Origin of the sequence: Megasphaera sp. UPII 135-E (assembly GCF_000221545.1) — a bacterium.
GTDB lineage: Bacteria > Bacillota > Negativicutes > Veillonellales > Megasphaeraceae > Megasphaera > Megasphaera hutchinsoni.
Window position 1 is genome coordinate 66,873 of the sequence record NZ_AFUG01000032.1, and the last position, 24,539, is coordinate 91,411.

The following is a 24,539-nucleotide window of genomic DNA, read 5'->3' on the forward strand; positions in this document are numbered from 1 at the left end:
AAAACAGTCGCTTTCTAGCTCACCTGCGACTGTTTTTACATACTATTTTAGAATAGCCGTATAGTAAACAAAAAATCCCTTTATTATTCTTGTAATAATAATTTAATTTTGTCTTCCATAATTTGCATACCATCGGTTTGACACAACGCACTTGCTTTAGACATTTTTTCTAATTCTGCTGGATTGGCTAACAAAGTAGTTACCATATTGCTCAATTCTTTTTCATTTTTTACCCAATGAGCACATCCTGTTTTACACATATAAGTTGCATTCGCTTCTTCTTGGCCTGGTATAGGGCTATATAAAACAAGTGGAATTTGTATTGTCGTTGCTTCCGTACAAGTCAAGGCACCAGGCTTAGTGACTAATAAGGCAGAGCGAGCCATTAAAGAGGGAATTTCTTGTGTATAGCCTAACACTTCGACGGGATGTTGCAGCGTAGACCGTAATTCACAAATTTCATCATATAAATCAGTATTATGCCCAGTAACCACAGAAAAAGAATCGATTAATGGTACTTGATCAAGTGCAACAAGAGATTGCCGAATAGACCCCATACCTAATCCTCCACCCATGATAAGAATATGATTTTTATGATTGGTTTCTTGTCCCCATTGCCATACTTGATTTCTAAACACGGAGCGTACAGGAATACCTGTAACAGCAATTTTATCTGCTTGAATTCCTTGTTGCTGTAACAACTGCTTGAGTGAATCGGTCGCTACGCAATATTGATCTAATTGTGGATACACCCATAATTGATGGATCGCAAAATCTGTAATCACTCCCATCAAGGGCATAGAAATACGATGTTGTCGTTTCAATAACGCAGCTGCTCCTGCAGGAAAAGGGTGTGTAAATATCAAAATATCCGGTTTTCTATTGGTTAACACGCTTAACATACGTCGTTTTAAGCCACGTGCAATCAACGTTTTAATAAATCTTCCTTTTTTATATCCCTGTGAAGAATAATACATTAAATCATATAACATCGGAAAAAAATCTAATATTTTAATATAGGTTTCTTTTACAATATTATCAATCGATAAGGCATCATTCGATAAAAAATCGATATGCTCAATTTCATATTCATCCGATTTTTGTTGAATATATTCTTCTATTGCTCGGGCTGCTTGCGTATGTCCAGTTCCTATGGAAGCGGAAAAGATAAGTATCTTCTTTTTCATCATACCGATTCCTTCTTTATGAAAAAATACACGTCTACACTGCTCACCACTTCAAAATAAAATGTCGGAAAACAAATGTTTTTTCTTATCATTTTTCTTATCAAAAGATAAAGAAAAGAGCCGTATATACCGCGGCCCTCCTCTATCATTTAACCTTATTTATTATTTACAAGATCTTTTAACTGTTTGCCTGCCTTAAAAGCCGGAGTTTTAGATGCTGCAATTTTAATCGGTTCGTTGTTCCGTGGATTACGGCCTTCACGTGCCTTACGTTGCCGAACTTCAAAAGTACCAAAGCCAATAATTTGTACTTTATCGCCTTTAGTAAGACTTTCACTGATCGATTCGAAAACAGCTTTTACTGCTTTTTCGGCATCTTTTTTCGTTAAATCGGATTTTGTTGCTACATTAGCAATCAATTCTGTCTTATTCATTAAAAATCCTCCTTTTAATAGTTACATCTGTCATTTTTACTAGCAAATCATTTATCTTCATTTTTTCTTTCCAGAATTTTTGCTTCTTGCCAAAATGATTCTAATTCTTCTAACGAAAAATCTTGCCAAGTTTTTCCGGCTTGCTGTACACGCTCTTCTACGTGTGCAAAACGACGATAAAATTTTCTGTTAGTGCGATGTAACGCGCATTCCGGCTCTATATGATAGCGTCGGCATACATTAGCAAAGATGAACAGCACATCACCGGCTTCTTCTTCAGCATGAACAGGATCACCCTCTTGTATAGCTTCACAGAATTCTTGTAATTCCTCCTTCACTTTATCCCATACAGATGCAATTGATTTCCATTCAAATCCCACTTGAGCAGACTTCTCTTGCAACTTATAAGCGGTTAATAAGGAAGGCATACCATTTACAACACCATCTAACAAGCGAATATGTTGCTGTCGCCGTTCTCTCTGCTTTAATCTATCCCAGTTTACCATATCAGCGGCAGTATTTTCAAGTCTTTTTATGCTAAAAACATAAGGATGACGTGTAATCATTTTTTTTGTGACATGAGAAACGACCATTTGAGGTGTAAAATAGCCCTCTTCTGAAGCGATTTGTGCGTGTAAAACAACATGATAAAGGATATCGCCTAATTCCTCATAAATTCCATCCATATCACCCTGATCAACAGCATCTAACATTTCATACACTTCTTCAAGTAAATATCTACGCAAGGTACGATATGTTTGTGCTTTATCCCAACTACAACCACTGGGTCCACGTAACGTTTCAATAACGTGAATACACGGAGTAATGTCAAAAGGCATATGATTACGGGTCTTGTCCCTTTTCGAGCTTTCATTTACAAGCATTATTCGTATCTTTTCTGCCATTTCTGGACCACCTGGTACGGTATGAACAATATCGCACACGAGGGCTGTATCTAATAAATACGAAATAATCGGTTTATATGATGCAATAAAGCCCTCATCTTCCCATGGACGATATGTTTTATCCGTTTCGCTAGTACCTAAATAAATAATTTCAATATTTTTCATTCAGTCTCCTTTTTTGACGGCATTACATGATGATGAATACATGGAAGGTGCCCCACGTCTTCTCTGCGAACCGCTTTCACAGCAAATAAGCTAATTCCATAACAAATTACGCCTAGGATAATTGCCAAAATCGTAGCCATAGCATTCCCCATATAGGGGTTGCAAATAACATATATTCCCCCTACAACAACAGTCATAATTATCGCGGCTATACATACACGACCTAAGTATTTCCATGGTACTTGATAATGAACTAGCTTCCGAGCAAAATATAAATTCAATCCAGCTGCTATCGCTAAATCCGCATTGGTTGCCCATGCTGCCCCAACTTCACCTAACGTGGGCATAGCCGTTAAATGCCAACTTAAAAATACTTTTACTATGGCTCCAATAATCATATTCCATAAAGGAATTGCTGTACGTCCCATACCTTGTAGTAGTCCACTAGTTAATTGCTGCATGCCCAGCAATACGATGGATATAGATAATACCCGTATCGCAGGTCCTGCTAGAGGCGTATTATATAACAGTATAGAAATAGGCACAGCAAGAATGCTTAAGCCACAAAATGCTGGAATTGTAATCACATGGGCCAAACGTATAGAAGTGTTCATTCTTGACGTAATAACCTCAATATTTCCCTGGGTATAAGCGGAAGAAACGGCGGGCACTAAATTAGTTGCTAAGGCAATCGTTAAAATAGCAGGAACTTGAATGACCCCATTCGCCATGCCACTGAGATATCCAAATAACGCCGTAGCTTCATGTACAGTATAACCGGCTACTTCTAATTGTTTGGGAACGATAAATAAATCAATACTAGCAATAAGTGGAAGTAACATATTGGCTGCAGCTACGGGAATAGCTAACATAATTAATCGTTTAATCACCATACCGGAAGAAACCGATACGGCTACGGCCGCTTCTACTTTAGGTCGATGTTGATAATAATACCATCCTATGATCACTACTGTACCTGCTATCGCACCAGGAATAGCACCGGCTGCCGCTCCCACGGCTCCCCACATAAGACCATGAGATAAACCAATGGCTGCGAATACAAGCATGGTCAATACGCGTATTCCTTGATCCGCAATTTGGGATATTGCCGTTGGAATCATTTGTTGTAACCCTTGAAAATAACCTCGAAAAGAACAGGCAATAATAGAAAGCGTTAACGCTGGTGCTAGTATTAACAAACTAGGTAATGCCCGAGCATCTCGTACAAAAGAAAAAGCAATGAATACGTGTGCACTCAGTGCAAAGAGAATCCCACAAAGAATTGCTATACCTACTACAAAAGTTAAAATAACACGAAATACACCTTGTACATGTCCCTGCGTTCCTTTGGCCGCTTCATCAGCAATCATAATTGAAACAGCAATAGGAATACCCGCTCCAATGATGCTCAGAAAGAGGATATATATAGGATATGACATTTGATATAAACCAATACCTTCACCGCCCAACATCCGGGACAATAAAATACGATTGGCTGCACCTAATACTTTTACCATAATACCAGCTAACGTGAGTATTAACGCCCCTTTTAAAAAAAGTGGTCCCCTTCACTTTTTAGTCCCCTTTCGTTGTAAGCAAAATACCTTTATCAAATAATTGATAAAGGAAATAATATCCATTTCCTGCATCCAATCAATACGCCATACCGTTGGTAATCCTCGTATATAGCGAACCCGTTTTTGTAACGCTGGATCTAAGGCAGATAGATGTGGCATTTGTGCCACCTGTTGCCATTTTATTTCGACATAATCCTTTTTTTGTGAAATCAAGGTAATCCCTAATTTACGTGCAGCCACGCGTATAATAGCCACTTGTAGCAATGCTATGACAGGATCTGTCATAGTGCCATAGCGATCGGTCAGTTCTTTTTCTAATGCGTTTATTTCATCTGATGTATCTGCTATAGCAAGGCGCTGATATATGTCTATTTTTTGACCATTATTCGTTATATACTCATTATCAATATAGGCATTTACTTGTATATCTAATACCGTTTCGATACGTTCCGTTTCATCGCTTATACCATTTTGCAACCGTTTAATGGCACCTTCTAACATTTGACAATACATAGAAAAACCAACGCCTGCAATATTGCCATGCTGTTCACGTCCTAATAAATTTCCAGCACCGCGAATTTCTAAATCTCGCATCGCAATTTTAAACCCTGAACCTAATTCAGTAAATTCTTTAATTGCAGATAACCGTTTTTCCGCAATTTCTGATAACACTTTATTTTTCCGATAACATAAATAAGCATAGGCCAAATTATGACTCCGCCCTACTCGCCCACGCATCTGATATAGCTGCGATAATCCAAAATGATCCGCATCATATACGATAATCGTATTTGCATTTGCTACGTCTAAGCCATTTTCAACTAAACTAGAACATAATAATATATCATATTTGCCTTCATAAAAATCAAACATAACTGCTTCTAACATGGCCCCTGACATTTGACCATGTGCCATGGCAATAGAAAACTCTGGAACTAATCGTTCTAATTCATTTTTCATGTAACCCATTGATTCTACTTGGTTATAAATAAAAAAGACTTGTCCCCCGCGACGTTTTTCGCGCGTAATCGCTTCACGAATAACCGTAGGATCATACTCCGTTACATAGGTTTGAACGGGAAAGCGATCTATAGGAGGCGTTTCCATAATACACATTTCTCTTAATTTTACTAACGACATATGTAATGTGCGGGGAATAGGCGTAGCACTTAATGATAGTACGTCAACATGTGCTGCTAAAGATTTCCATTTTTCTTTTTGTGCTACCCCAAATCGTTGTTCTTCATCGACAACTAATAAGCCCAATTGTTTAAATTGAACCTGTTTATTCAAGATACTGTGTGTACCAATAAGTACATCTACTTGTCCTAATTTTGTTCTAGCTAAGATATTTTTTCGTTCTTTTACTGACCGAAAACGATTTAATACTTCACATTGGACTCCAAAAGAAGCTAGCCGTTCCGTAAACGTAAGAAAATGTTGTTGTGCCAAGACCGTAGTCGGTACTAATACGGCTACCTGTTTATGACTCATTACTGCTTTAAAAATAGCCCTCATGGCTACTTCCGTTTTACCAAATCCTACATCACCACAAACCAAACAATCCATAGGAAAAGGTCTTTCCATATATTTTTTAATCTCTGCAACAGCACGTAATTGATCTTCTGTTTCTTCATAAGGAAACGCCTCTTCAAATTCTCTTTGAAAAGGTGTATCTGGTGGATAAGCAAAACCAGATACGACTTCTCTTTTCGCATACAAAGATAGTAATTTCTCTGCCAAATTATCAACTGATTTTTGTGCTTTGGCACGTGCTTTTTGCCAATCTTTCCCTCCCATGCGGTGCAATTTTGGAATATCACCTTCGTTCCCTATGTAGCGTTGAACTAATGCCATTTGTTCAATAGGAACATACAAAATATCATTACCAGCATAATGAATTTCTAAATAATCTCTATGAACATCATCAATTTCCATGGTTTTTAGTCCCATATACCGACCAATACCATGGGAATGATGAACTACATAATCGCCTTTTTTTAAGTCGGTAAATGTATTTATTTTCTGACTTTGAGTATGTTTTAAAAACAGACGGCGTTTTTGCATACCATAAATATCCCGCTCACACAAAATAACTAAATGTGCATGCGGAAATTCAAACCCATTTTGTAAATTTCCCGTTACTAAGTAACAAACACCTTTTTGCAATGTATCAGGAATATGGGTTTCTATGGAAAAACCTTCTTGTTGCATCCATGCCTGTAATGAAGCCTTGCGATTAAGATTATCAATAACCAGTACAACCGTTTTACCTTCAGCATGCCAGTGGAGCAATTCTTCTTTTAATAAAGAAAATTGTTTTTGAAAACTCGACATGCGTTTAGTAACAAGATGAATAGACGATTCGACTTTCATATCATAAAAGGTTGGGGATAACAGGGATATAAGCACTTGTGAACAGGGATATGTCCGAGTAACCCATGTTCGCCATGGACAAAGATGTGATACATAATCATCCGACTCAGTTAATGCTTTTTTTAAATTATCACGTAACCTATTAGGTTCATCCCAAATAATCTGTCCTTTATGCAAATAATCCAAAATAGTAGCGTTATACGGTTGATGTTCGTCCCAAGATAAGGAAAAAGGAAGAACCTGTACTTGCTCTACCGTTTGAATGGAAGTTTGCGACAATACATCAAATAAACGAATTTTTTCTATGGTATCACCAAAAAATTCTAAGCGTATTGGTTTCGTTTGATTTACCGCGTATATATCTAAAATATCACCACGTATCGAAAAATGCCCGCAACGTTCAACTAATTCGACTCGTTCATAGCCATTTTGAATTAATTTTTCTAATAATGCTGCACGTTCATATTCTTGTTTCACCTCGAAGGAAATTACTCGATTATCTAATTGTGATGGTGCAATAATATATTGACTAGCTTCTTCAACTGTAGTTAGAATAATACATTTTTTATCTTCTCGTAGCTGAGCTAATACTTCCATTTGACGAGCGACTCGTTCCATACTTTTGGCAGCAGTTGAAAACAATTCTTGTACAACAAAAGGAAATGTGAAAATAGGAATAGTCGGTACTAAAAATTGTAAATCCGACTTCCACTTCTCCATTTCTTCAGACGAGGATGTAATCAATAGCGTTACACCCAGAGCCGTATCGATTCCCTGTGCAACAAGAATGTGTTTTGCCGATCCTCCAACGCCATGAATATGATTACATCCTCCATTGATAAAAAAGTTTTTTATCTGCCGGAGGTTTTCTTCTTGATCCAACCATTTAAATAATTGCTTCATTGTTCCTCTTCTCTCATCTATCAACGCATTTCATTATATTATGTAATACGTTGTCATTATAGCACACTTACTTCATATTTAATATGGTTACATGCTTCCCAAAGAAAAACAGCGTATATACTTATTTATATACGCTGTTTTCTCTAATTTTCCTCATATGGTCGTATTCGCAAAAAAAGACCATGACAAGAACAGACTTGATGACATTTTGCTACTTCTTCCTCATCTAAAGTAGCGTCAACAATAGTCATAACTACCTCTTTTACTACCGTTTTACATGATTTGGCAAAAGCTAACATATGATCATATGATTGAATTCCAAAACGACTCCGCGTAAGCTCGACATATTTATCGGCATTAGATGCATTTAGACTAATGGAAATAGTATCTAAAATATTACCATAAAAATCCTCGGCAGTAGAACGTTGATAATATAAATCTGATAGACCATTGGTATTTAAACGTGTATGTATATTCGGATGATTACTTTTTACATACTGAAAAATAGAAATAACGATATCTAAACGCATTGTCGGTTCTCCAAACCCACAGCACACAATTTCTGATACCAATGGCCACGGAAGATGATCTAATTCATGTTTTATTTCTTCCCATGAAGGTTCCCGTTTTAGCCATAACGAAGATGTTTTTGCCATCTTTTTTTTCGTACGCAAACAGAATGTACAGTCGCAGGTACAACGATTAGTTATGTTAATATAACATGAGCGTTTACCGTTAGGATGTCGCTTAATGCTATCTGACACGGTATAATATCGCCCTTTTTCCACTGTATATATAATCATTTTATATACCTCCCTCTACCATAATGTTTCTAATACTTCTTCTATCGCTAAACCATAATTTGAATGAATGCCTAATTTATCGGTTGCACATAATGCGGTTGCTACAAAATCAGCAGCTTTACCAACTGCTTTTTCTATGGTCGTACCTCGTAACAACATACCACCTAATACAGCTGAAAATACATCACCTGTACCACTACGGGAAGCATTTTCTTTCGTTCTCCAAACCCATTGCAAAGGTTTTCCTTTTTGATAAATACAATTACCGATGGCATTTCCTTTTTCAATACCCGTAATTACAATATTATTAGGACCTAACTTAGCTAAACATGTAATTAACTTATTCATTTTTTCCTTATTAGAAGCGATAAAAGGATCATAAGGATACGCAGCTAATACACACGCTTCGGTCACATTAGGTGTAATAATAGTAGATAATGATACAAGAGAACGCATTTTTTTACACATAACCGGATTATATGTGTCATATAATTTGCCATTATCTCCCATAACTGGATCCACCATCACAAAAGAAGTAGGAAACGCTTGTATAAAATCATAAGCCAGATCAATCTGTGTGGCTGAACCCATAAATCCAGTCATAATACCTGAAAAAGTTTCATGGTTCTCTTGCCATGCTTTTACATAACTTGAAAAATAAGGACTAAAATCTTGCATATAATATGTAGAAAAGCCAGTATGTGCCGATAAAATAGCCGTAGGCGCTAAACATGATTCAATCTTTAAAGACGCTAAAATCGGAATATCAACGGTTGCGGAACAGCGACCAATCCCCGTAAAATCAGTAAGTAATGCCATTCGTAATTGCGTCATATAGTACCTCTTTGACTCGCTAAGAGTGAGCGTACAGCAGTGATAATTCCATATGCAATAATAAGATTTACAATGCCTTCACCGATAAGTCCTGGTATCATAGCAATACCCGCTGGTACACCATAAAGTAATCCTCCAGAAACAGAATAGCCTATAACCATCCAAATAGAAGATAGTAAAATAGCGAAAAATACTTTCCACGAAAGGATAGATAAAGAATACCGTTGTTCTCTTAAAACATAGACGATAACATATACCATAATAACTTTTATGATAATAGTAGGTATAATCCATATAGGAAAACCGCCAAATAAATCCGCTAAAGCCGAGCCTACTCCGGCGGCTACAGCAGACGATCGACTATGAAGGCAAAACGGTAAGGCAAAAATCAAAGAATCACCTAAATGAGCATAGCCAAAAGGAATTGGTATTTTAGGAATAAATGTTAATAAAAATACTAAAGCAATCATAATAGCTGTATAGCATAGTGTTTTAGTTGTCATATTTCACACGTCCTATGAGAGAATGTCCATTCTCAAATTGATTAATCTGTATATTATTTTATATGAATATTTTTCGGACGTAAATAATACAGTTTATGTTTTTTCTGTCCTATATCGACGAGAACATAAAAAATAGCAGATTCATATACAGAATCTGCTATTTTACATAATATAGTTCATTATAACGATGAAAATAGTTTTTCTTTTGTTCGTTCCGCTTCAAATTTTACTTTTTCAATATCAATCGTAGTGAATTCTTTATGCCGTAATAAAACTTTCCCATCGACTAAAACGGTATCCACATCCATACTATTTGACGCATATACAAATAATGATAACGGATCGTTTTTTGGATACCAATGTAATCCTTCTCTATCAATTAATGTAATGTCCGCTTTAGCATTAATATCTAATGTACCGATATCCTTGTAGCCTAAACACTTTGCCCCACCTATAGTCAATAATTGAACTGCCGTATCAGCTGAAATAACCAGGGGATTTAATGTATTTGCTTTGTGTACTAAAGATGCTAAATGCATTTCTTCCACAATATCTAAGTTATTATTACTGGAAGCCCCATCTGTTCCTAACCCCACCGTAATACCCTTTTGTAACATTTTAGTAAGTGGTGCAATTCCACTGGCCAATTTAAAATTACTACCGGGATTATGTGCAACTCGAACATGTTTATTCTTCATAATTGTCAAATCGTCATCATTCACCCAAACACAATGAGCAGCTAAACAACCGCAATCTAAAATACCCAATTCATCAGCTAAGGCTATAGGCGTTTTACCATATTGTTTTTGGATATCTTCTACTTCACCCTTTGTTTCACTTAAATGCATATGAATTTCTGCGCCTAATTCATGTGCTAAGTCAACGACTTGTTGTAAATATGCAGGGGGGCATGTATAGGGAGCATGTGGACCAAGCATAACCGTAATTCGACCATCTGCTTTTCCATTCCAATCATAGAAAAAGGTTCGACTTTCTTTTAACGCGTCTTGAGCATTAGGAGTAATACCCGTCATACCTCTGCTTAAGGCAGCCCTAATTCCTGTATCCGCTACAGCCCTAGCTACATCGGACATGAAAAAATACATATCTGCAAATGACGTCGTTCCGCAACGAATCATTTCGGCAATGCCCAGTGTAGTTTGGGCATACACAATGTCACTATCTAATTTATCTTCAGCGGGCCAAATTTTTTGTGTTAACCAATCCATCAACTGCATATCATCGGCATAACTACGAAACACCGTCATGGCGATATGATTATGCGTATTAACAAAGCCCGGCAACGCTAACATATGCTGACCGTCTATAATTTCATCATAATCCGTACGTTGATACGTATCGGGAAAACCGATAATTCGATCGTCTTGAATATCAATATTCTTTCCTTCGGTTACCTTATGATTTTGATATAGGGCTATATTCGTTATTAATTTTCGCATCGCTAAAACTCCTTAATCTAAATGTAAATATGCCTTTTGTTCTGCCGTCAAAGTATCAATAGCATATCCCATTGATTGTAACTTAATCTTAGCTACCTCTATATCAACTTCATGTGGTAATACATGAACATGATTTTCTAATTCTTGGTGATGTTCCAATATATATTTTGCTGCTAAGGCTTGAATAGCAAAAGATAAGTCCATAATTTCGGCTGGATGCCCATCGCCAGCGGCTAAATTAACTAAGCGGCCTTCGGCTAATAAATTAATAATATGTCCATTTGCTAATTCATATCCTTGAATATTATGCCTTGCTTCAAAAGAACGTACAGCTAAAGCTTCTAATTCAGGCTTATTTATTTCGACATCAAAATGGCCTGCGTTGGCTAGTAATACCCCATCTTTCATGTTTTTTATATGTTCGCCGCGAATAATGTCTTTATCACCTGTTAAGGTAACAAAAATATCTCCAATTTTAGCAGCTTCCGCCATTGGCATTACTTCAAAACCATCGAATACAGCTTCAATAGCCTTAATAGGATCTACTTCGGTTACGATGACATGAGCCCCTAAGCCTTTAGCACGCATAGCGCATCCACGACCGCACCAACCATAACCAGCGATAACAACTTTTTTACCAACAACCGTTAAATTTGTTGTACGCATAATGCCATCCCATGTAGATTGTCCTGTTCCATAACGATTATCAAATAAATACTTGCAATAAGAATCATTAGCTGCAACCATAGGAAATTTTAAGAGGCCGTCTTTATCTAATCCACGCAAACGAACTACACCAGTTGTTGTTTCTTCCGTGCCACCTAACAAATTTTCCATGGCATCTTGCCGGGTCGTATGCAGCAAATTCACCTGATCTCCTCCATCATCAATAATAATATGAGGATGATGATCTAAAGACTTATTTAAAAACTGAAAATATTCTTCATCCGTTGCCCCATACCAAGCATATACAGTAAGCCCGTCTTCTACTAATGCTGCCGCAATATCATCTTGCGTAGATAGAGGATTACTTCCTGTAACAATCACACGGGCACCTGCTTCATGTAATACTTTTGCTAAATAAGCTGTTTTTGCTTCTAGGTGTACACTTACGCACACCACTTTATCTTTAAACGTTTGGTCTTTACGTAATTTCTCTCCAATCGCATTTAATGCGGGCATATAGCGTTCTACCCATTGAATTTTTTTGTGACCACTTTCTGCTAAAGCGATATTTCTAATCATTGATTCCATATACACTCACTCCTTTATATTATTTTCTATGAAAAAACTAGAAACAGTTATCATATCAGGTTTAGAAATAAATCCATATTCCGTAAAAATTCCTGTAATATGTTCATGCGGGGTGACATCAAAGGCGGGATTGAAGACCAACGCTTGTTTGGGCGTGCAATAATTTCCGTTAAAACAACGAACTTCATCCTCTGCTCGCTCTTCAATAGGAATTTCCTTTCCTGTAGCAATCGTTCGATCAAAGGTGGATATCGGGGCGGCTACATAAAAAGGAATATGATGATAATGTGCTAACAGTGAAAGTCCATACGTGCCAACTTTATTTGCCGTATCACCATTAGCAGCAATCCGATCAGCTCCTACAATAACCGCATCTACTTTTTTTTGTGCCATAGTCCAAGCAGCCATATTATCCGTAATCAGTGTAACTGGAATATGATCTTCCATTAATTCCGTTACGGTAAGTCTTGCTCCTTGTAATAAAGGTCGCGTTTCATCGGCATATACCATATGAATAAACCCTTTCTGATGTAAACCGCGAATTACCCCTAAGGCTGTACCAATAGCAGCTGTAGCCAATGCACCAGCATTACAATGTGTTAAAATGGTAAGTGGTTTACCTATTTTGCTTAATTCTTGTGTACCTACCATCGATAATTGCTTATTTAATAATACATCTTCTTGATGTATTTGTATGGCTAATTGTTCTAATTCCTTAATGATATCATCAACAGTATGATCTTGTTGACGCACCGCACAATCAAGCATACGCATAATTGCCCAATGCAAATTTACAGCTGTCGGTCTAGCTCGGTCTAAGGTCTTGCCGATATCACAAACGGCTTGAATAAATACAGCTGACTCATTACTCTGCTGCTCTTGATAAGTAGTATATGCTCCTAAAACTACCCCATACGCTGCGGCAATACCAATAGCAGGAGCTCCTCGTACAACTAAACAAGCAATGGCATCATAAACCTCTTGCCATGTTTTACAAGCGATATATGTTACTTGTGCAGGTAATTTCGTCTGATCAAGTAAATATAATGTTTGCTCTTTCCATTCCATTGTTTTCATCATTACACCATAAAACCTCCATAATATGATAAAGCATGACGACAGGAACAATCTTTATCTTCATATAATTCTACGGCTTTCATAATTAACGAACGAATGCGTTTGGCATTTTCATCCATGCATGCAAGCACTTCTTCATGCGTTAATTGGTGCGGCGAAATTCCAGCAGCAAAATTAGTGACCATAGAAATAGTAATATAACAAATTTCGGCTTCTCTTGCTAGACATACCTCAGGAACATTGGTCATCCCAACTAAATCACCACCCCATTTTGCAAACATGTTAATTTCTGCCGGCGTTTCAAAACGAGGTCCTTCCGTACATACATAAGTTCCTTTTGGCGATATTTTTTCTTCCTGAATACTCCTCGCAGCCTCTAAAATGACTTGACGTAATTGTTGGCAATAAGGTTCAGTCATGTCTACATGAACTACCCCATTTTCACCACCATCAAAAAATGAAGCGTGTCGTGATTTCGTAAAATCTAAAAATTGATCTGGTATAACCAGTGTATTGGGTTTTATCTCTGGATTTAACGAGCCTACGGCGGTAGTAGAAAAAATAGTGGAAACGCCTAACCGTTTCAATCCTAAAATATTCGCACGATAATTGATTAGGTGCGGCGGAATTGAATGATTTTTTCCGTGACGGGGTAAAAAAACAACATTTTTCCCCTTATAAGTTCCGCGTAAATAATGAATTACTCCATAAAATGTATCTAACGAACCTTCTTGTACTTGTTCTAACATACGTACATCACATACGCCAGTACCACCAATAATTGCAATTGCACTCACCGTTATACCTCCATATTCGTTTTATTATATAATGCAGCTAATTCTTTTTGTTGTAATACGTAATGTTGTCCACAATAATGGCAAACCATTTCTACTTGTGGATCTTGCAATAATAATAATTTATCTTCGGCTCGTAATGCTAATAATGCTCTTTCCATTCGTTGTTGTGAACAAGTACATTGCCAATATACGGGATATCGATAAAGTTCTTTATATGAAAATCCCTTTAAAATGTTAGAAATTAATGCTTCACCATGTACATCATGTTGCAAGTACGTTGTAATTGGGCCAATTTTCTGTATATTATTTTCTACTTCTGCTAATGCCTCATCCGTTGCCCCTGGCAAGGCTTGTACTAAAAAACCCCCAGCCGTCGCAATCGTATAATCTCTATCAACTAATATGCCTAAACTAATCGTTGATGAAATTTGTTCGGACGTATATAAATAATAAGCTAAATCTTCTGCAATTTCACCTGAAACAATTTGTGACTGGCTACTATATGTATCTTGCTTAGGAGTAAATCGAGTGACCGCGAGAGTTCCCTTTCCAACAGCTGTTCCGACATCAAGTTTACCATTTGCTTTTAAAGGAAGTTGAACATGCGGATGATCTACAAATCCACGTACTTTATCCGTATCAAATGAATCTACATGAATAGTTCCTAATGGACCATCACCTCTAAATAAAATAGAAACGCCTTCTTTGTTTTTATAGTCCCCCGCCAGTAAAAGTGCACCTGTCATCGTACGACCCAAGGCAGCACTAGCCACTGGAGATAATTGATGACATTGCCGGGCTTTTTCTGTAAGTTCGCGTGTAATCGCAATAGACACACGAATAGACGCATCGGATGTATAATGAATAATCTGATCAGTTACCATATATTCATTCCTTTCTGCAACGAAATGTAAATTTATTATACCACATTAACGCTCATCTGTGGCAGTAATGATAAAATGTAACATAATATAACCTAATAAACGGATAAAAAAGAATGGGTATATAACCCATTCTTTTTATCCATATAGATACTCTATTAAGCACCTAACACAGTACCAACAAAAATACCTAAATAGGTGCCTATCACATAACCCAAAGTACCTACCAATAAAGAAGGTCCAATTAAATGAATCCATCCTTGTGCTATAGCCATACCAGCTGCCGTTGTCGGTCCACCAATATTCGCATTAGAAGCTAATATAATTTCTTCTAACGTAAAATGAAAAATTTTTCCTAAAACAAAACATACTAACATATTGACAACAACAATGAGAAAACAAAAAACAAATAAAAAGGGTGCATTTTGGAAAATAGCATTAATAGATGCAGGCACGCCAATGACAAAGAAAAATAAATAAATAAAATAAGTACCTATTTCTTGGGCTCCTCGTAAGGCCGCTACTTGTTTTTCTCCATATGTAGCAAAAAGCATTGATAAAATAGTAATCCATACATATTCGCTAGAAAAAAAAGTATGTAAAAAAGAGAGAAATGGCGTTGTATCTGAAATAAGATATGATACACCCCCACTAATTACTTTTGATATAGTAACAACGGCAACAGCATATAATAAATCCAAGGAAATGTCTTTTAATGAAATATCTTTTCTCCCCCAATATGCTGCTGCCTGTGTTTTTGCTTCCTTGGTCATATCCATAACTAATGCAGCCTCAATATGTGGATGTGCAAAGTGTTTTTGTAAAAAACGGCTACTGGCACAAGATAATAAAACTAAAAAATAAAATGCCATATTTAAATTATCCGCTACAACGGTTGACGAAACTAAAGATGTATCCGTATGAAATGCTGCCGACAGTGCAACAAAATTAATACCTCCGCCAATATACGAACCAGTCATCATGCCTGCAATGGGTGCTACCATAGGTATATGTGTGCAAAAAATAAAGGAGGCAAGAAAAGCTCCTAACACAGTTCCCACTGAACCAATAAGAAAAATAAGCAATAACCGCCCCGTTTCTTTCCATATTTTTTTTATATTCGCTTGTAATAATAATAAAGGAATCGCTAACGGAACAGCATAATCCCAAACGACAACATCAAATAGAGGTGCATGTGTCGGAATAAGATGTATGTTTACCAATACCAATGCTAATACCAACGTAATAACAGCCCCCGATATTTTTGAAGCCCACGTATAGCGTTGTTCTAAATAAATAGCTAAAGCCGTTGCTCCACTCATGATAAATAATAACGGCCATGTATCTGTTGCTTGAAAACCAAAATGCATACCAAAACCTCCTTCAGAATAACATACTTAGCCCTATATTATTCTTCCCGTGAAGCAAGGTATTTTTTGACATCGGCTCCGACATATACATCCGTTCCCTTTAAAAAAATAGGTCGTTTTATTAACATGCCATTAGACGCCAATAGATCAAGTTGTTCTGCTATAGACATAGTGGCTAATTTATCTTTTAGACCTAAATTACGATATACTAATCCACTCGTATTAAAAAAACGCTTCAACGGGATCCCGGCCTGTTTATGCCATGTTAATAACTCTTCCTGTGTCGGTGTGTCTTTATCAATTTCACGAATTTCATAAGTAATATGTTGTTCATCCAACATATTTTGTACCGCTTTGCAAGTGCTGCATTTTTTATAACAAATAAATATATTTTTTTTCGTGTTCATACTCTCTCTCCTTTATCTATTGTTTTCTTTGAAATGGCGATTGGCTTCCCTTTTCGCTTCTTTTTCAGCAATAGCTTGACGCTTATCATACAATTTTTTCCCTGTTGCTAAACCTACTGTTACTTTTACTCGTCCTTTTTTGAAATATAGATTCAGAGGAATTAAGGTATAACCTTTTTCTTTTATTTTTCCCCAAAGTCTATTTATTTCATATTTATGCATCAATAAAATACGTTGACGCAAGGGATCGTGATTAAAACGATTTCCCTGTTCATAAGGACTAATATGCATTGCTTCCAATAGTAATTGGCCTTTATCAATACGACAAAAACTATCTTTTATATTTACTTTTCCTTGCCGTAATGCCTTTACTTCAGTTCCAGTCAAAGCAATACCCGCTTCGTAGGTTTCATGAATAAAATATTCATGCCTAGCCTTACGATTATCGGCAATATATTTTACGCCTATTTTTGCTTGTGCCACTCCTTTTTCCTCCTATGAATCCCGTTTTTACGCCGCCGATGTCTATTAGTATAGTGTGCATTTTTGGTATGCGTAACAGCATGAAATAAATCATGAGTAGTCTGACGAGACTTCTTTTTAATTCGTTTTTTTCCTTTTTTCTCCTTTTGTACGATAATTCTTTCAAGATCATGAATATTATCAATCTTTCCTAAAATAAAATCAATTTCACCTTTTTCTACATTTACGCGGACTAAGGTAACCTCTACTTCTTCCCCTAATCGATATATTTTTCCTCCATATCGGCTTTGTAATGTATACGACTCTTCAGAAAAATAATATAAATCATCCGTTAAATAGGAAATATGAATTAGGCCTTCTATACCATTCTCTAATCCGACAAACAATCCGAAGGATGTAATACCTGTAATATGAGCAGTATAGGTTTCACCAACGTGTGCAGCCATATATTCCGCCTTTTTTAAATTAATCGTTTCGCGTTCTGCTTCTGCGGCTATCCGTTCTCGTTCACTCGCATGTAATGCTGCCTGCCTATGATAATCTAAGGACATGTCACTTTCTTTTTTAGTTAACCGCCCGTGTTGCCAATATTGTCGTAATAAACGATGAACCATTAAATCAGGATACCGCCGAATCGGCGAAGTAAAATGCGTATAACACGAAGAAGCTAACCCAAAATGCCCTCTATTTTCAGTTACATAACACGCTTGTTGCATAGATCGTAAAATAAGAAGTTGTACTACTTTTTCAGCTGCCGTTCCCAGTGAATTTTGAATGATTTGCTGAAATGTTCGTGACGTAATATGTTCCCTCTTGGGTAAGCGTAAGGAAAAGGTATGCAATACCCGATATAGCATATCTACACGCTCTTCTTCTGGTAAGTCATGAACCCGATAAATAGAAGGATTTTTAGTTTGTTGTAAATAAGACGCAACCGTTTCATTCGCAATTAACATACACTCTTCTACAATTTGTTCTGCTATCGTTCGAGCTCTTTTTTCTACACGCAAAGGAATTCCATCTTCATTAAGAAAAATTTTATATTCGGGAAAATCAAAATCAATGGCCCCACGCTTAGTTCTCATTCGTTTTAAGTCAATAGCCAATGCTTTTAACTCATTTATCATAGGCATAAAAACCGATAAATCCTCCGGAATAATTTTTTCTTCCAATGCACGACGAATTTCCACATAATTACATCTACGTTTTACGTGAATGATAGCTGGGACTATGTCTGCGTGAATAACGGCCCCTTGTGGTGTAATTTCCATGACACAAGCCATTGCATACCGATCCACCCCAGCACGTAAACTACAAATATCATTCGATAATATTTCTGGTAGCATAGGAATAACCCGATCCACTAAATACACGCTCGTTCCTCGCTGATATGCTTCTTGATCAATCGCATTACCATCCGCAACATAATAACTGACGTCAGCAATATACACACCTAAACGATAATTTCCATTGGCCAATCGACATACATCAATCGCATCATCTAAATCTTTTGCATCTTCGCTATCAATAGTAATCAAGGGGCGATCGCGAAAGTCATAACGCTCTGACTGGGGAATAATTGTTTTATCTATTTTTAGTGCTTCTTGTTGCGTTTCTTTTGAAAAAGCAGTGGGCAATTGATGCTTGGCCATAATAATTTTAATATCTAAGTCTTTATCTCCTTTATAGCCAACTAATTCGATTAATTTTCCCACAGCCTTACGATGAGCTTGGGGCCATTTAATAATTTTTACTAGTACGCGAGCACTCGTACGTATAGAAATATCTGAGGTATCAGCAATATAAATATCCTCTTGCAAATGTTCATCATCTGGTTGAACAAAGGCCCCTTTTTTCTCCCAACGAAACGTACCGATAATATATTCATTTGCCCGTTCTATTATCGATATTACTTGGCCAGAGCGCTTATGTTTTCCCTGTATAGCGGGTCTTAATTGAACACATACTTTATCATTATGCATTGCCGTTTGTCGATCTTCTTCGGCAATATAAATATCCTCTTCGCCATCTATTGAAGTTAAAAAGCCAAATTGTTTCGTATACTGTTTATAAATGCCTATACGTTGAAACGGATTTGATTTGCTAACGATATACCTATCAGAAGACGTTTCTACAAGTTTGCCCATTTCAATTAACGTTGAAAACGTCTTAAAAAGTGCAGATAATTCATTTCCTCGCAGGTGTAATTGTTCCGCACAATCCTCAACAGTTGCCCCTTGAGGTGCCATTGTATGGCATATAGTCATTATAGCACAGCTAAGATCTAATTCCATATGACCTCCTATGAAAAAAAGCCTGCGGAAAACCGCAGGCCATCCATTTCTTAATACGAATTCAACATTCCACCTAATAGTAACACTAAAATAGCAAATACAATTGATATAATAATTGTTAATTTAGATAGCAAGGCATCCATTCCACGAGCTCTACTGCCGAATAAATCTTCTGCACCACCGCCGAAACCAGCACCCATACCTTGACTTTTGCTTTTCTGTGCCACGACTACACCGATTAATAAAAGCGCTAATATAATAACGATTATTTCCAATACCGTAACCACTATATTCCTCCTTAACAAACACACTCAATACTAATATTTTACACTGATTTTTATTTTCTATCAACACTTTTTTAAGGACACTCGTTGTCCCTGTTTTTCAAATATACTTCTATTTTATGTTTTATCCGCTGTAAGGCATTATCAATAGATTTAGCAGGACGTTGCAAAGATTGCGACATTTCTTGATATGATTGCCCTTCTAAATACAAGTGCAATACTTGCTGTTCTAAAGAACTGAGCAGTGATTCCAAATGAATTTTCATATCCGTATAGTTTTCTTTACTAATAAATAATTCTTCTGGATCCATAATTTTAATTCCGATAATAATGTCTTCTAATCTTCGTACAGATTCATCTTCATATACTGGTTTACTTAATGACACATAAGTATTTAGCGGAATATGTTTTTGACGTGTAGCAGTTTTAATAGCTGTAATAATTTGACGAGTAATGCATAATTCTGCAAATGAGCGAAAAGAAACATTCTTTTCCTTACGAAAATCACGAGTAGCCTTATATAACCCAATCATCCCCTCTTGAATAATATCATCTCGATCAGCACCAACTAAAAAATAAGTACGCGCTTTTGCTTTAATAAAATTACGATACTTCTTAACAATGTATTCCATCGCTTCATCATTATATGTTTTTTGTAATATAGTCACTACTTCTTCATCCGTATATCGTTGAAATAATGACTGTCGATGCTCTCTCTGTTTAGGGGATTTATTATTCATTTTTGCCTCCGCAACTTTTCCAATTTATCTAATACTACTTTATTCCGAACATTTTCTTTTAACTCATTAAATGAACCTTGTATTGGAGATATACTTCCTGGCGTATGCTTGTAATAATCCATTTCTTTTTTCATTTGTTTTATTTCTCCATGTAACTCACGTGAAGATAAGCGATATGCTCCCGTTGATAATATTTGCTGCTGTTCAAAACCATCCGATGTAGCTACATATACTATACGCCTTTTATCTTTTTGTATATACGCTAAACGTTCAATATACGTATCAGCCGTTTCTCCTTTCGCGGTAAAAATAATTTCACAGTCATCTCCCATAGTATAAGAATTAGCATCCGCCACAGTATACATAGCATCGAATACGATAATTACTTTTATACCTTTAAATTTTCCATAATTTGATATTATATCAATTAATTGATCTCGTGCATGCTCCATCGATTCACTGTATGTCTTTTTTAATTCTGGCCAAGCATGAATAACATTATACCCATCAACAATAAGTAAATCTTTCATCACCCACTACCTCCTTTGATAAATCGTTATATTTATCTATAAATATAACGATTAAACCTGCACATGTAATGAATAAACATATCAAATATAAGTATAAGCGCAAAAAAATCGTAGCGCTTCTTTATCTGCACAGGCTTAACAAGAAGACTGCTTGCATTACTTTGTTTTAAATGGTAGATAATTCGTTTTTATTACTGCCACTTTTTCATCCCCAGATAATATATTAATTACTAATTCTTGTGCATTCCCCATTGATTCACTATATATTTTTCAATTACGACCACACGTAAATAAGTGTATGGTCTCCACTAATAAATAACTCGTTCATTACTTATTACTTCCTTTGACGAACCGCCTCATATATTAATATAGCAGATGCAACCGAAGCATTTAAAGAATTAACTTGTCCAAACATAGGAATACGCACAAGCAGATCACAGTGTTTCTTTACTAAGGGGGAAATCCCCTTCCCTTCGCTACCAATCACTAAAACTAACGGCACCGTCATATCTGCCTGATCGTATTCAATTGATCCTGACATATCTGCACCGATTACCCAGAACCCCTTTTTTTGTAACCGTTGTACCGTCTGTGTAACGTTACCAATAGAAACAAGCGGCATATACTCAATAGCACCAGCAGATGTTTTTCCTACCGTTTCATTAATAGGTGCACTGCGATGCTTAGGAATTAAAACCGAATGAGCCCCAGCACATTCGGCTGTACGAATAATCGCTCCCATATTATGCACATCTTCAATGCCATCTAATAATATTAAAAAAGGCGTTTCCCCCTTTGCCTCCACCATCGCTAAAACAGAATCAATCCCAACCATCACGATAGGCTCACTTTCAGCAGCAATACCTTGATGACGTGTCGTAGGAAATAACGCATCCATGTCTTTGGTCGCTATAAATTCCAGTGGAATATGTCCCTGTTCTGCTTGCGTAATAATCTCTTGTATACCTTTTGATTGCCGGCCTTTAGTAATATATAATTTGCGTATTTTTCGTCCTGCCCGTAATGCTTCTTTTACACTATTTCTTCCTATAATCCAGTTTTTTGTTTTATTCATGACGACTCCTACCATGTATCATCTCACAATATTGTTGTACATATAACATAATTTGTTTCATCAATTCATCTTTTCGTTTTTCTTGTTGAGCGATGATAACATATCCCAATAAAGCTTCTAACGCCGTACTTTCCTTATATTCTTGAACAGAAGCACTTTTAGGTACTTGTGAATGAGCGTTTCTGGCACGCAAACAAACTTTTTTCTCCATTTCAGTCAACATCGTTTGCATATGCCGGTACACAAATGATTGACACTTTGCGGAAACAAATTCTGCTGCCAACAAATGCGTAACCTGAACATGAGGGATGCCTAAAGTGATTAATTTTTTTCGCATACATAATGAATAATAGGCATCGCCAATAAAGGCTAAGGATAAAGAATCAAAAGCGGCAGGATCTTTAGAAGAATTATCAAATACCTGATTTTCTAAAAATGCTTGATATGCTTTTTGCTTGAGTGCTTGCAAATGTGCAAATTTCATTTTTTCCACCGTACTCCTTGCGGCGAATCTTCAATTATGATGCCTAATTCAGTTAATTTATTGCGAATAGAATCGGCTAGTTCATACTGTTTATTAGCACGGCATTCATTACGAATATCTAAAATCGTTTCAACTAAAGCAGCATACTCCGTTTGTTTTACATCGTCTGATTGTTCTTGCCATGCATCCTCTAAAATACCTAAAATATCAGTCATCGTTCTAAAAATACGTTTAACTTCCGTTACAACAGATGAATCTACCGCTACTTTTTGTTGTGCCACTGCTTGGTGATAAATATTTACTTTTTTTGCCAATTCAAAAATCCCTGCACTTGCTAAAGCCGTATTAAAATCATCACACATAGCTGTTTCAAAATCTTCCATAATTTGCTTTGCATCCTGTAACAGATTATCCGCTTCCGCCGATTTTGAACCAGTAGGCATATTCAATAAGGCTAATACATTTACAATGGATGTACGCACTCTATCTAAACTTCTAGTCATTTCTTTTAACCGAGCATCACTAAAATCAAGAGGACTGCGGTAATGATTGGAAATAAGGAAAAATCGTACAGCATCAGGCTTGTAATAAGCTAAAACATCTTTAACTAAGAAAAAATTATGCAAAGATTTGCTCATTTTTTCAGAATTAATAGTAATAAATCCATTGTGCAACCAATATCGAACCATCGGTTCATGTCCAAAACATGCTTCTGATTGAGCTATTTCATTTTCATGATGCGGGAATATTAAATCACTACCCCCTCCATGAAAATCAAATGAATTACCTAAATATTGATGACTCATAGCAGAACATTCAATATGCCAACCAGGACGACCTTTTCCCCACGGACTATCCCAAGCTGGTTCTCCTGGTTTAGCTCCCTTCCAAAGAGCAAAATCCATAGGGTGTTTCTTTTTGTCATTTACTTCAATACGTGCTCCTGCCATCATATCATCTAAACAGCGACCACTTAATTTACCATACCCATCAAACTTTTCTACACTATAATATACATCATTATCTAATACATAAGCGATATTTTTATTAATTAGCGTTTGAATCATGGTAAAAATTGCATCCATATGTTCAGAAACACGCGGATATATATCGGCGCGGTGAACATGCAATGCATCCATTACTTCAAAATAAGACGCAATATACCGATTAGCAATCGTATCCCATGATACACCTTCTCCATTAGCCGCATTGATAATTTTATCATCAACATCAGTAAAGTTTTGAACATGTGTTACTTCATATCCCAAATGTTTTAAATACCGTTTAATTACATCCCATGTCACAAAAGGACGAGCATTTCCCATATGAGAATGATTATAAGGGGTAATCCCACATACATAAATATTTACATGTCCTGGTGTTTGCGGTTTAAATAATTCTTTTTTTCGTGTCAATGTGTTATATACAAATAAATCTCGCATCTGTAATCCTCCCTAATATAAACAAAAGCCACCGTCCCTACAGAGACGGTGGCCCGCGATTCCACTCTGTTTTATGGCAATACCATAATCTCTACACACATAACGGGTGTTACCGTACTGAATTACTCGTATTCACTCAGCATGCTCCCAAAGGCATCATTGTTGATACATAATCTAAACAGGTTCTCAGCTACCCCTATTCTCTCTGTAGTGTATCCGTACAATTATTTTTGTTCCTTGCATATATCTTATATAATTATTGCTTAATATATAT

The 24,539-nt window shown here is 36.5% G+C and carries 22 protein-coding genes and 1 pseudogene; all 23 read right to left on the reverse strand.

All coding sequences use genetic code 11. The features are described 5' to 3' along the window. Positions 1-83: 83 nt before the first annotated feature. Complete coding sequence (locus HMPREF1040_RS04685; protein ID WP_007392778.1) at positions 84-1,190, reverse strand: glycosyltransferase; 1,107 nt, start codon at positions 1,188-1,190, stop codon at positions 84-86. Between the two features lie 152 nt (positions 1,191-1,342). Continuing rightward, on the reverse strand, positions 1,343-1,621 hold the full coding sequence (locus HMPREF1040_RS04690; RefSeq protein ID WP_007392768.1) for an HU family DNA-binding protein: 279 nt from the start codon (positions 1,619-1,621) through the stop codon (positions 1,343-1,345). A gap of 47 nt (positions 1,622-1,668) precedes the next feature. Then, on the reverse strand, positions 1,669-2,691 hold the full coding sequence (gene mazG / locus HMPREF1040_RS04695; protein ID WP_007392722.1) for a nucleoside triphosphate pyrophosphohydrolase: 1,023 nt from the start codon (positions 2,689-2,691) through the stop codon (positions 1,669-1,671). Next, a pseudogene (locus tag HMPREF1040_RS04700) lies at positions 2,688-4,232 on the reverse strand (polysaccharide biosynthesis C-terminal domain-containing protein); the annotation flags it as partial. The gene mazG and the pseudogene HMPREF1040_RS04700, both read right to left, overlap by 4 nt. 27 nt (positions 4,233-4,259) lie before the next feature. After that, positions 4,260-7,547, reverse strand: coding sequence for a transcription-repair coupling factor (gene mfd, locus HMPREF1040_RS04705; protein ID WP_007392799.1), 3,288 nt, complete (start codon positions 7,545-7,547; stop codon positions 4,260-4,262). Between the two features lie 143 nt (positions 7,548-7,690). Beyond that, positions 7,691-8,350, reverse strand: coding sequence for a TatD family nuclease-associated radical SAM protein (locus HMPREF1040_RS04710; protein ID WP_007392754.1), 660 nt, complete (start codon positions 8,348-8,350; stop codon positions 7,691-7,693). A 15-nt stretch (positions 8,351-8,365) separates the two neighbouring features. After that, positions 8,366-9,184, reverse strand: a complete 819-nt coding sequence (locus HMPREF1040_RS04715; RefSeq protein ID WP_007392760.1) for a pyridoxamine kinase — start codon at positions 9,182-9,184, stop codon at positions 8,366-8,368. Continuing rightward, positions 9,181-9,687, reverse strand: coding sequence for an ECF transporter S component (locus HMPREF1040_RS04720; protein WP_007392803.1), 507 nt, complete (start codon positions 9,685-9,687; stop codon positions 9,181-9,183). The genes HMPREF1040_RS04715 and HMPREF1040_RS04720 overlap by 4 nt, the downstream gene beginning before the upstream one ends. 179 nt (positions 9,688-9,866) lie before the next feature. Continuing rightward, positions 9,867-11,147 (reverse strand): amidohydrolase, encoded by a 1,281-nt coding sequence (locus tag HMPREF1040_RS04725; RefSeq protein ID WP_007392769.1) that lies wholly within the window; start codon positions 11,145-11,147, stop codon positions 9,867-9,869. Positions 11,148-11,159: 12 nt separating this feature from the next. Next, positions 11,160-12,401: an adenosylhomocysteinase gene (locus HMPREF1040_RS04730; RefSeq protein WP_007392725.1), complete on the reverse strand. Its 1,242-nt coding sequence runs from the start codon at positions 12,399-12,401 to the stop codon at positions 11,160-11,162. A gap of 6 nt (positions 12,402-12,407) precedes the next feature. Continuing rightward, positions 12,408-13,478, reverse strand: a complete 1,071-nt coding sequence (mtnA, locus tag HMPREF1040_RS04735) for an S-methyl-5-thioribose-1-phosphate isomerase (RefSeq protein ID WP_036257642.1) — start codon at positions 13,476-13,478, stop codon at positions 12,408-12,410. 2 nt (positions 13,479-13,480) lie between these two features. After that, positions 13,481-14,275 (reverse strand): S-methyl-5'-thioadenosine phosphorylase, encoded by a 795-nt coding sequence (gene mtnP / locus HMPREF1040_RS04740; RefSeq protein ID WP_007392802.1) that lies wholly within the window; start codon positions 14,273-14,275, stop codon positions 13,481-13,483. A gap of 2 nt (positions 14,276-14,277) precedes the next feature. Next, entirely contained in the window at positions 14,278-15,159 is an 882-nt protein-coding gene (gene hslO, locus HMPREF1040_RS04745; RefSeq protein WP_007392719.1) for an Hsp33 family molecular chaperone HslO, read from the reverse strand. A 155-nt stretch (positions 15,160-15,314) separates the two neighbouring features. Continuing rightward, positions 15,315-16,526 (reverse strand): DUF819 domain-containing protein, encoded by a 1,212-nt coding sequence (locus HMPREF1040_RS04750; protein ID WP_007392792.1) that lies wholly within the window; start codon positions 16,524-16,526, stop codon positions 15,315-15,317. Between the two features lie 38 nt (positions 16,527-16,564). Beyond that, a complete protein-coding gene (locus tag HMPREF1040_RS04755) occupies positions 16,565-16,933 on the reverse strand; it encodes an arsenate reductase family protein (RefSeq protein WP_007392730.1) in 369 nt (122 codons plus the stop codon). A 12-nt stretch (positions 16,934-16,945) separates the two neighbouring features. Beyond that, on the reverse strand, positions 16,946-17,416 hold the full coding sequence (gene smpB, locus HMPREF1040_RS04760; RefSeq protein WP_007392800.1) for an SsrA-binding protein SmpB: 471 nt from the start codon (positions 17,414-17,416) through the stop codon (positions 16,946-16,948). Beyond that, the gene (gene rnr, locus HMPREF1040_RS04765) at positions 17,398-19,710 is read right to left on the reverse strand and encodes a ribonuclease R (RefSeq protein WP_007392757.1); all 2,313 of its coding nucleotides are present in this window, start codon (positions 19,708-19,710) and stop codon (positions 17,398-17,400) included. The genes smpB and rnr overlap by 19 nt, the downstream gene beginning before the upstream one ends. Positions 19,711-19,760: 50 nt before the next feature. Next, on the reverse strand, positions 19,761-19,997 hold the full coding sequence (gene secG, locus HMPREF1040_RS04770) for a preprotein translocase subunit SecG (RefSeq protein WP_007392735.1): 237 nt from the start codon (positions 19,995-19,997) through the stop codon (positions 19,761-19,763). Between the two features lie 71 nt (positions 19,998-20,068). Beyond that, positions 20,069-20,734: an RNA polymerase sporulation sigma factor SigH gene (sigH, locus tag HMPREF1040_RS04775; protein ID WP_007392733.1), complete on the reverse strand. Its 666-nt coding sequence runs from the start codon at positions 20,732-20,734 to the stop codon at positions 20,069-20,071. After that, positions 20,731-21,264: an NYN domain-containing protein gene (locus tag HMPREF1040_RS04780; RefSeq protein WP_007392790.1), complete on the reverse strand. Its 534-nt coding sequence runs from the start codon at positions 21,262-21,264 to the stop codon at positions 20,731-20,733. Before HMPREF1040_RS04780 ends, sigH begins: the two co-directional genes overlap by 4 nt. A 334-nt stretch (positions 21,265-21,598) precedes the next feature. Beyond that, positions 21,599-22,339, reverse strand: coding sequence for a 23S rRNA (guanosine(2251)-2'-O)-methyltransferase RlmB (gene rlmB, locus HMPREF1040_RS04785; protein WP_007392720.1), 741 nt, complete (start codon positions 22,337-22,339; stop codon positions 21,599-21,601). Next, the gene (locus tag HMPREF1040_RS04790; protein WP_007392747.1) at positions 22,332-22,823 is read right to left on the reverse strand and encodes a Mini-ribonuclease 3; all 492 of its coding nucleotides are present in this window, start codon (positions 22,821-22,823) and stop codon (positions 22,332-22,334) included. Before HMPREF1040_RS04790 ends, rlmB begins: the two co-directional genes overlap by 8 nt. Continuing rightward, positions 22,820-24,265, reverse strand: coding sequence for a cysteine--tRNA ligase (gene cysS, locus HMPREF1040_RS04795; protein WP_007392729.1), 1,446 nt, complete (start codon positions 24,263-24,265; stop codon positions 22,820-22,822). Before cysS ends, HMPREF1040_RS04790 begins: the two co-directional genes overlap by 4 nt. Positions 24,266-24,539 lie beyond the last annotated feature (274 nt).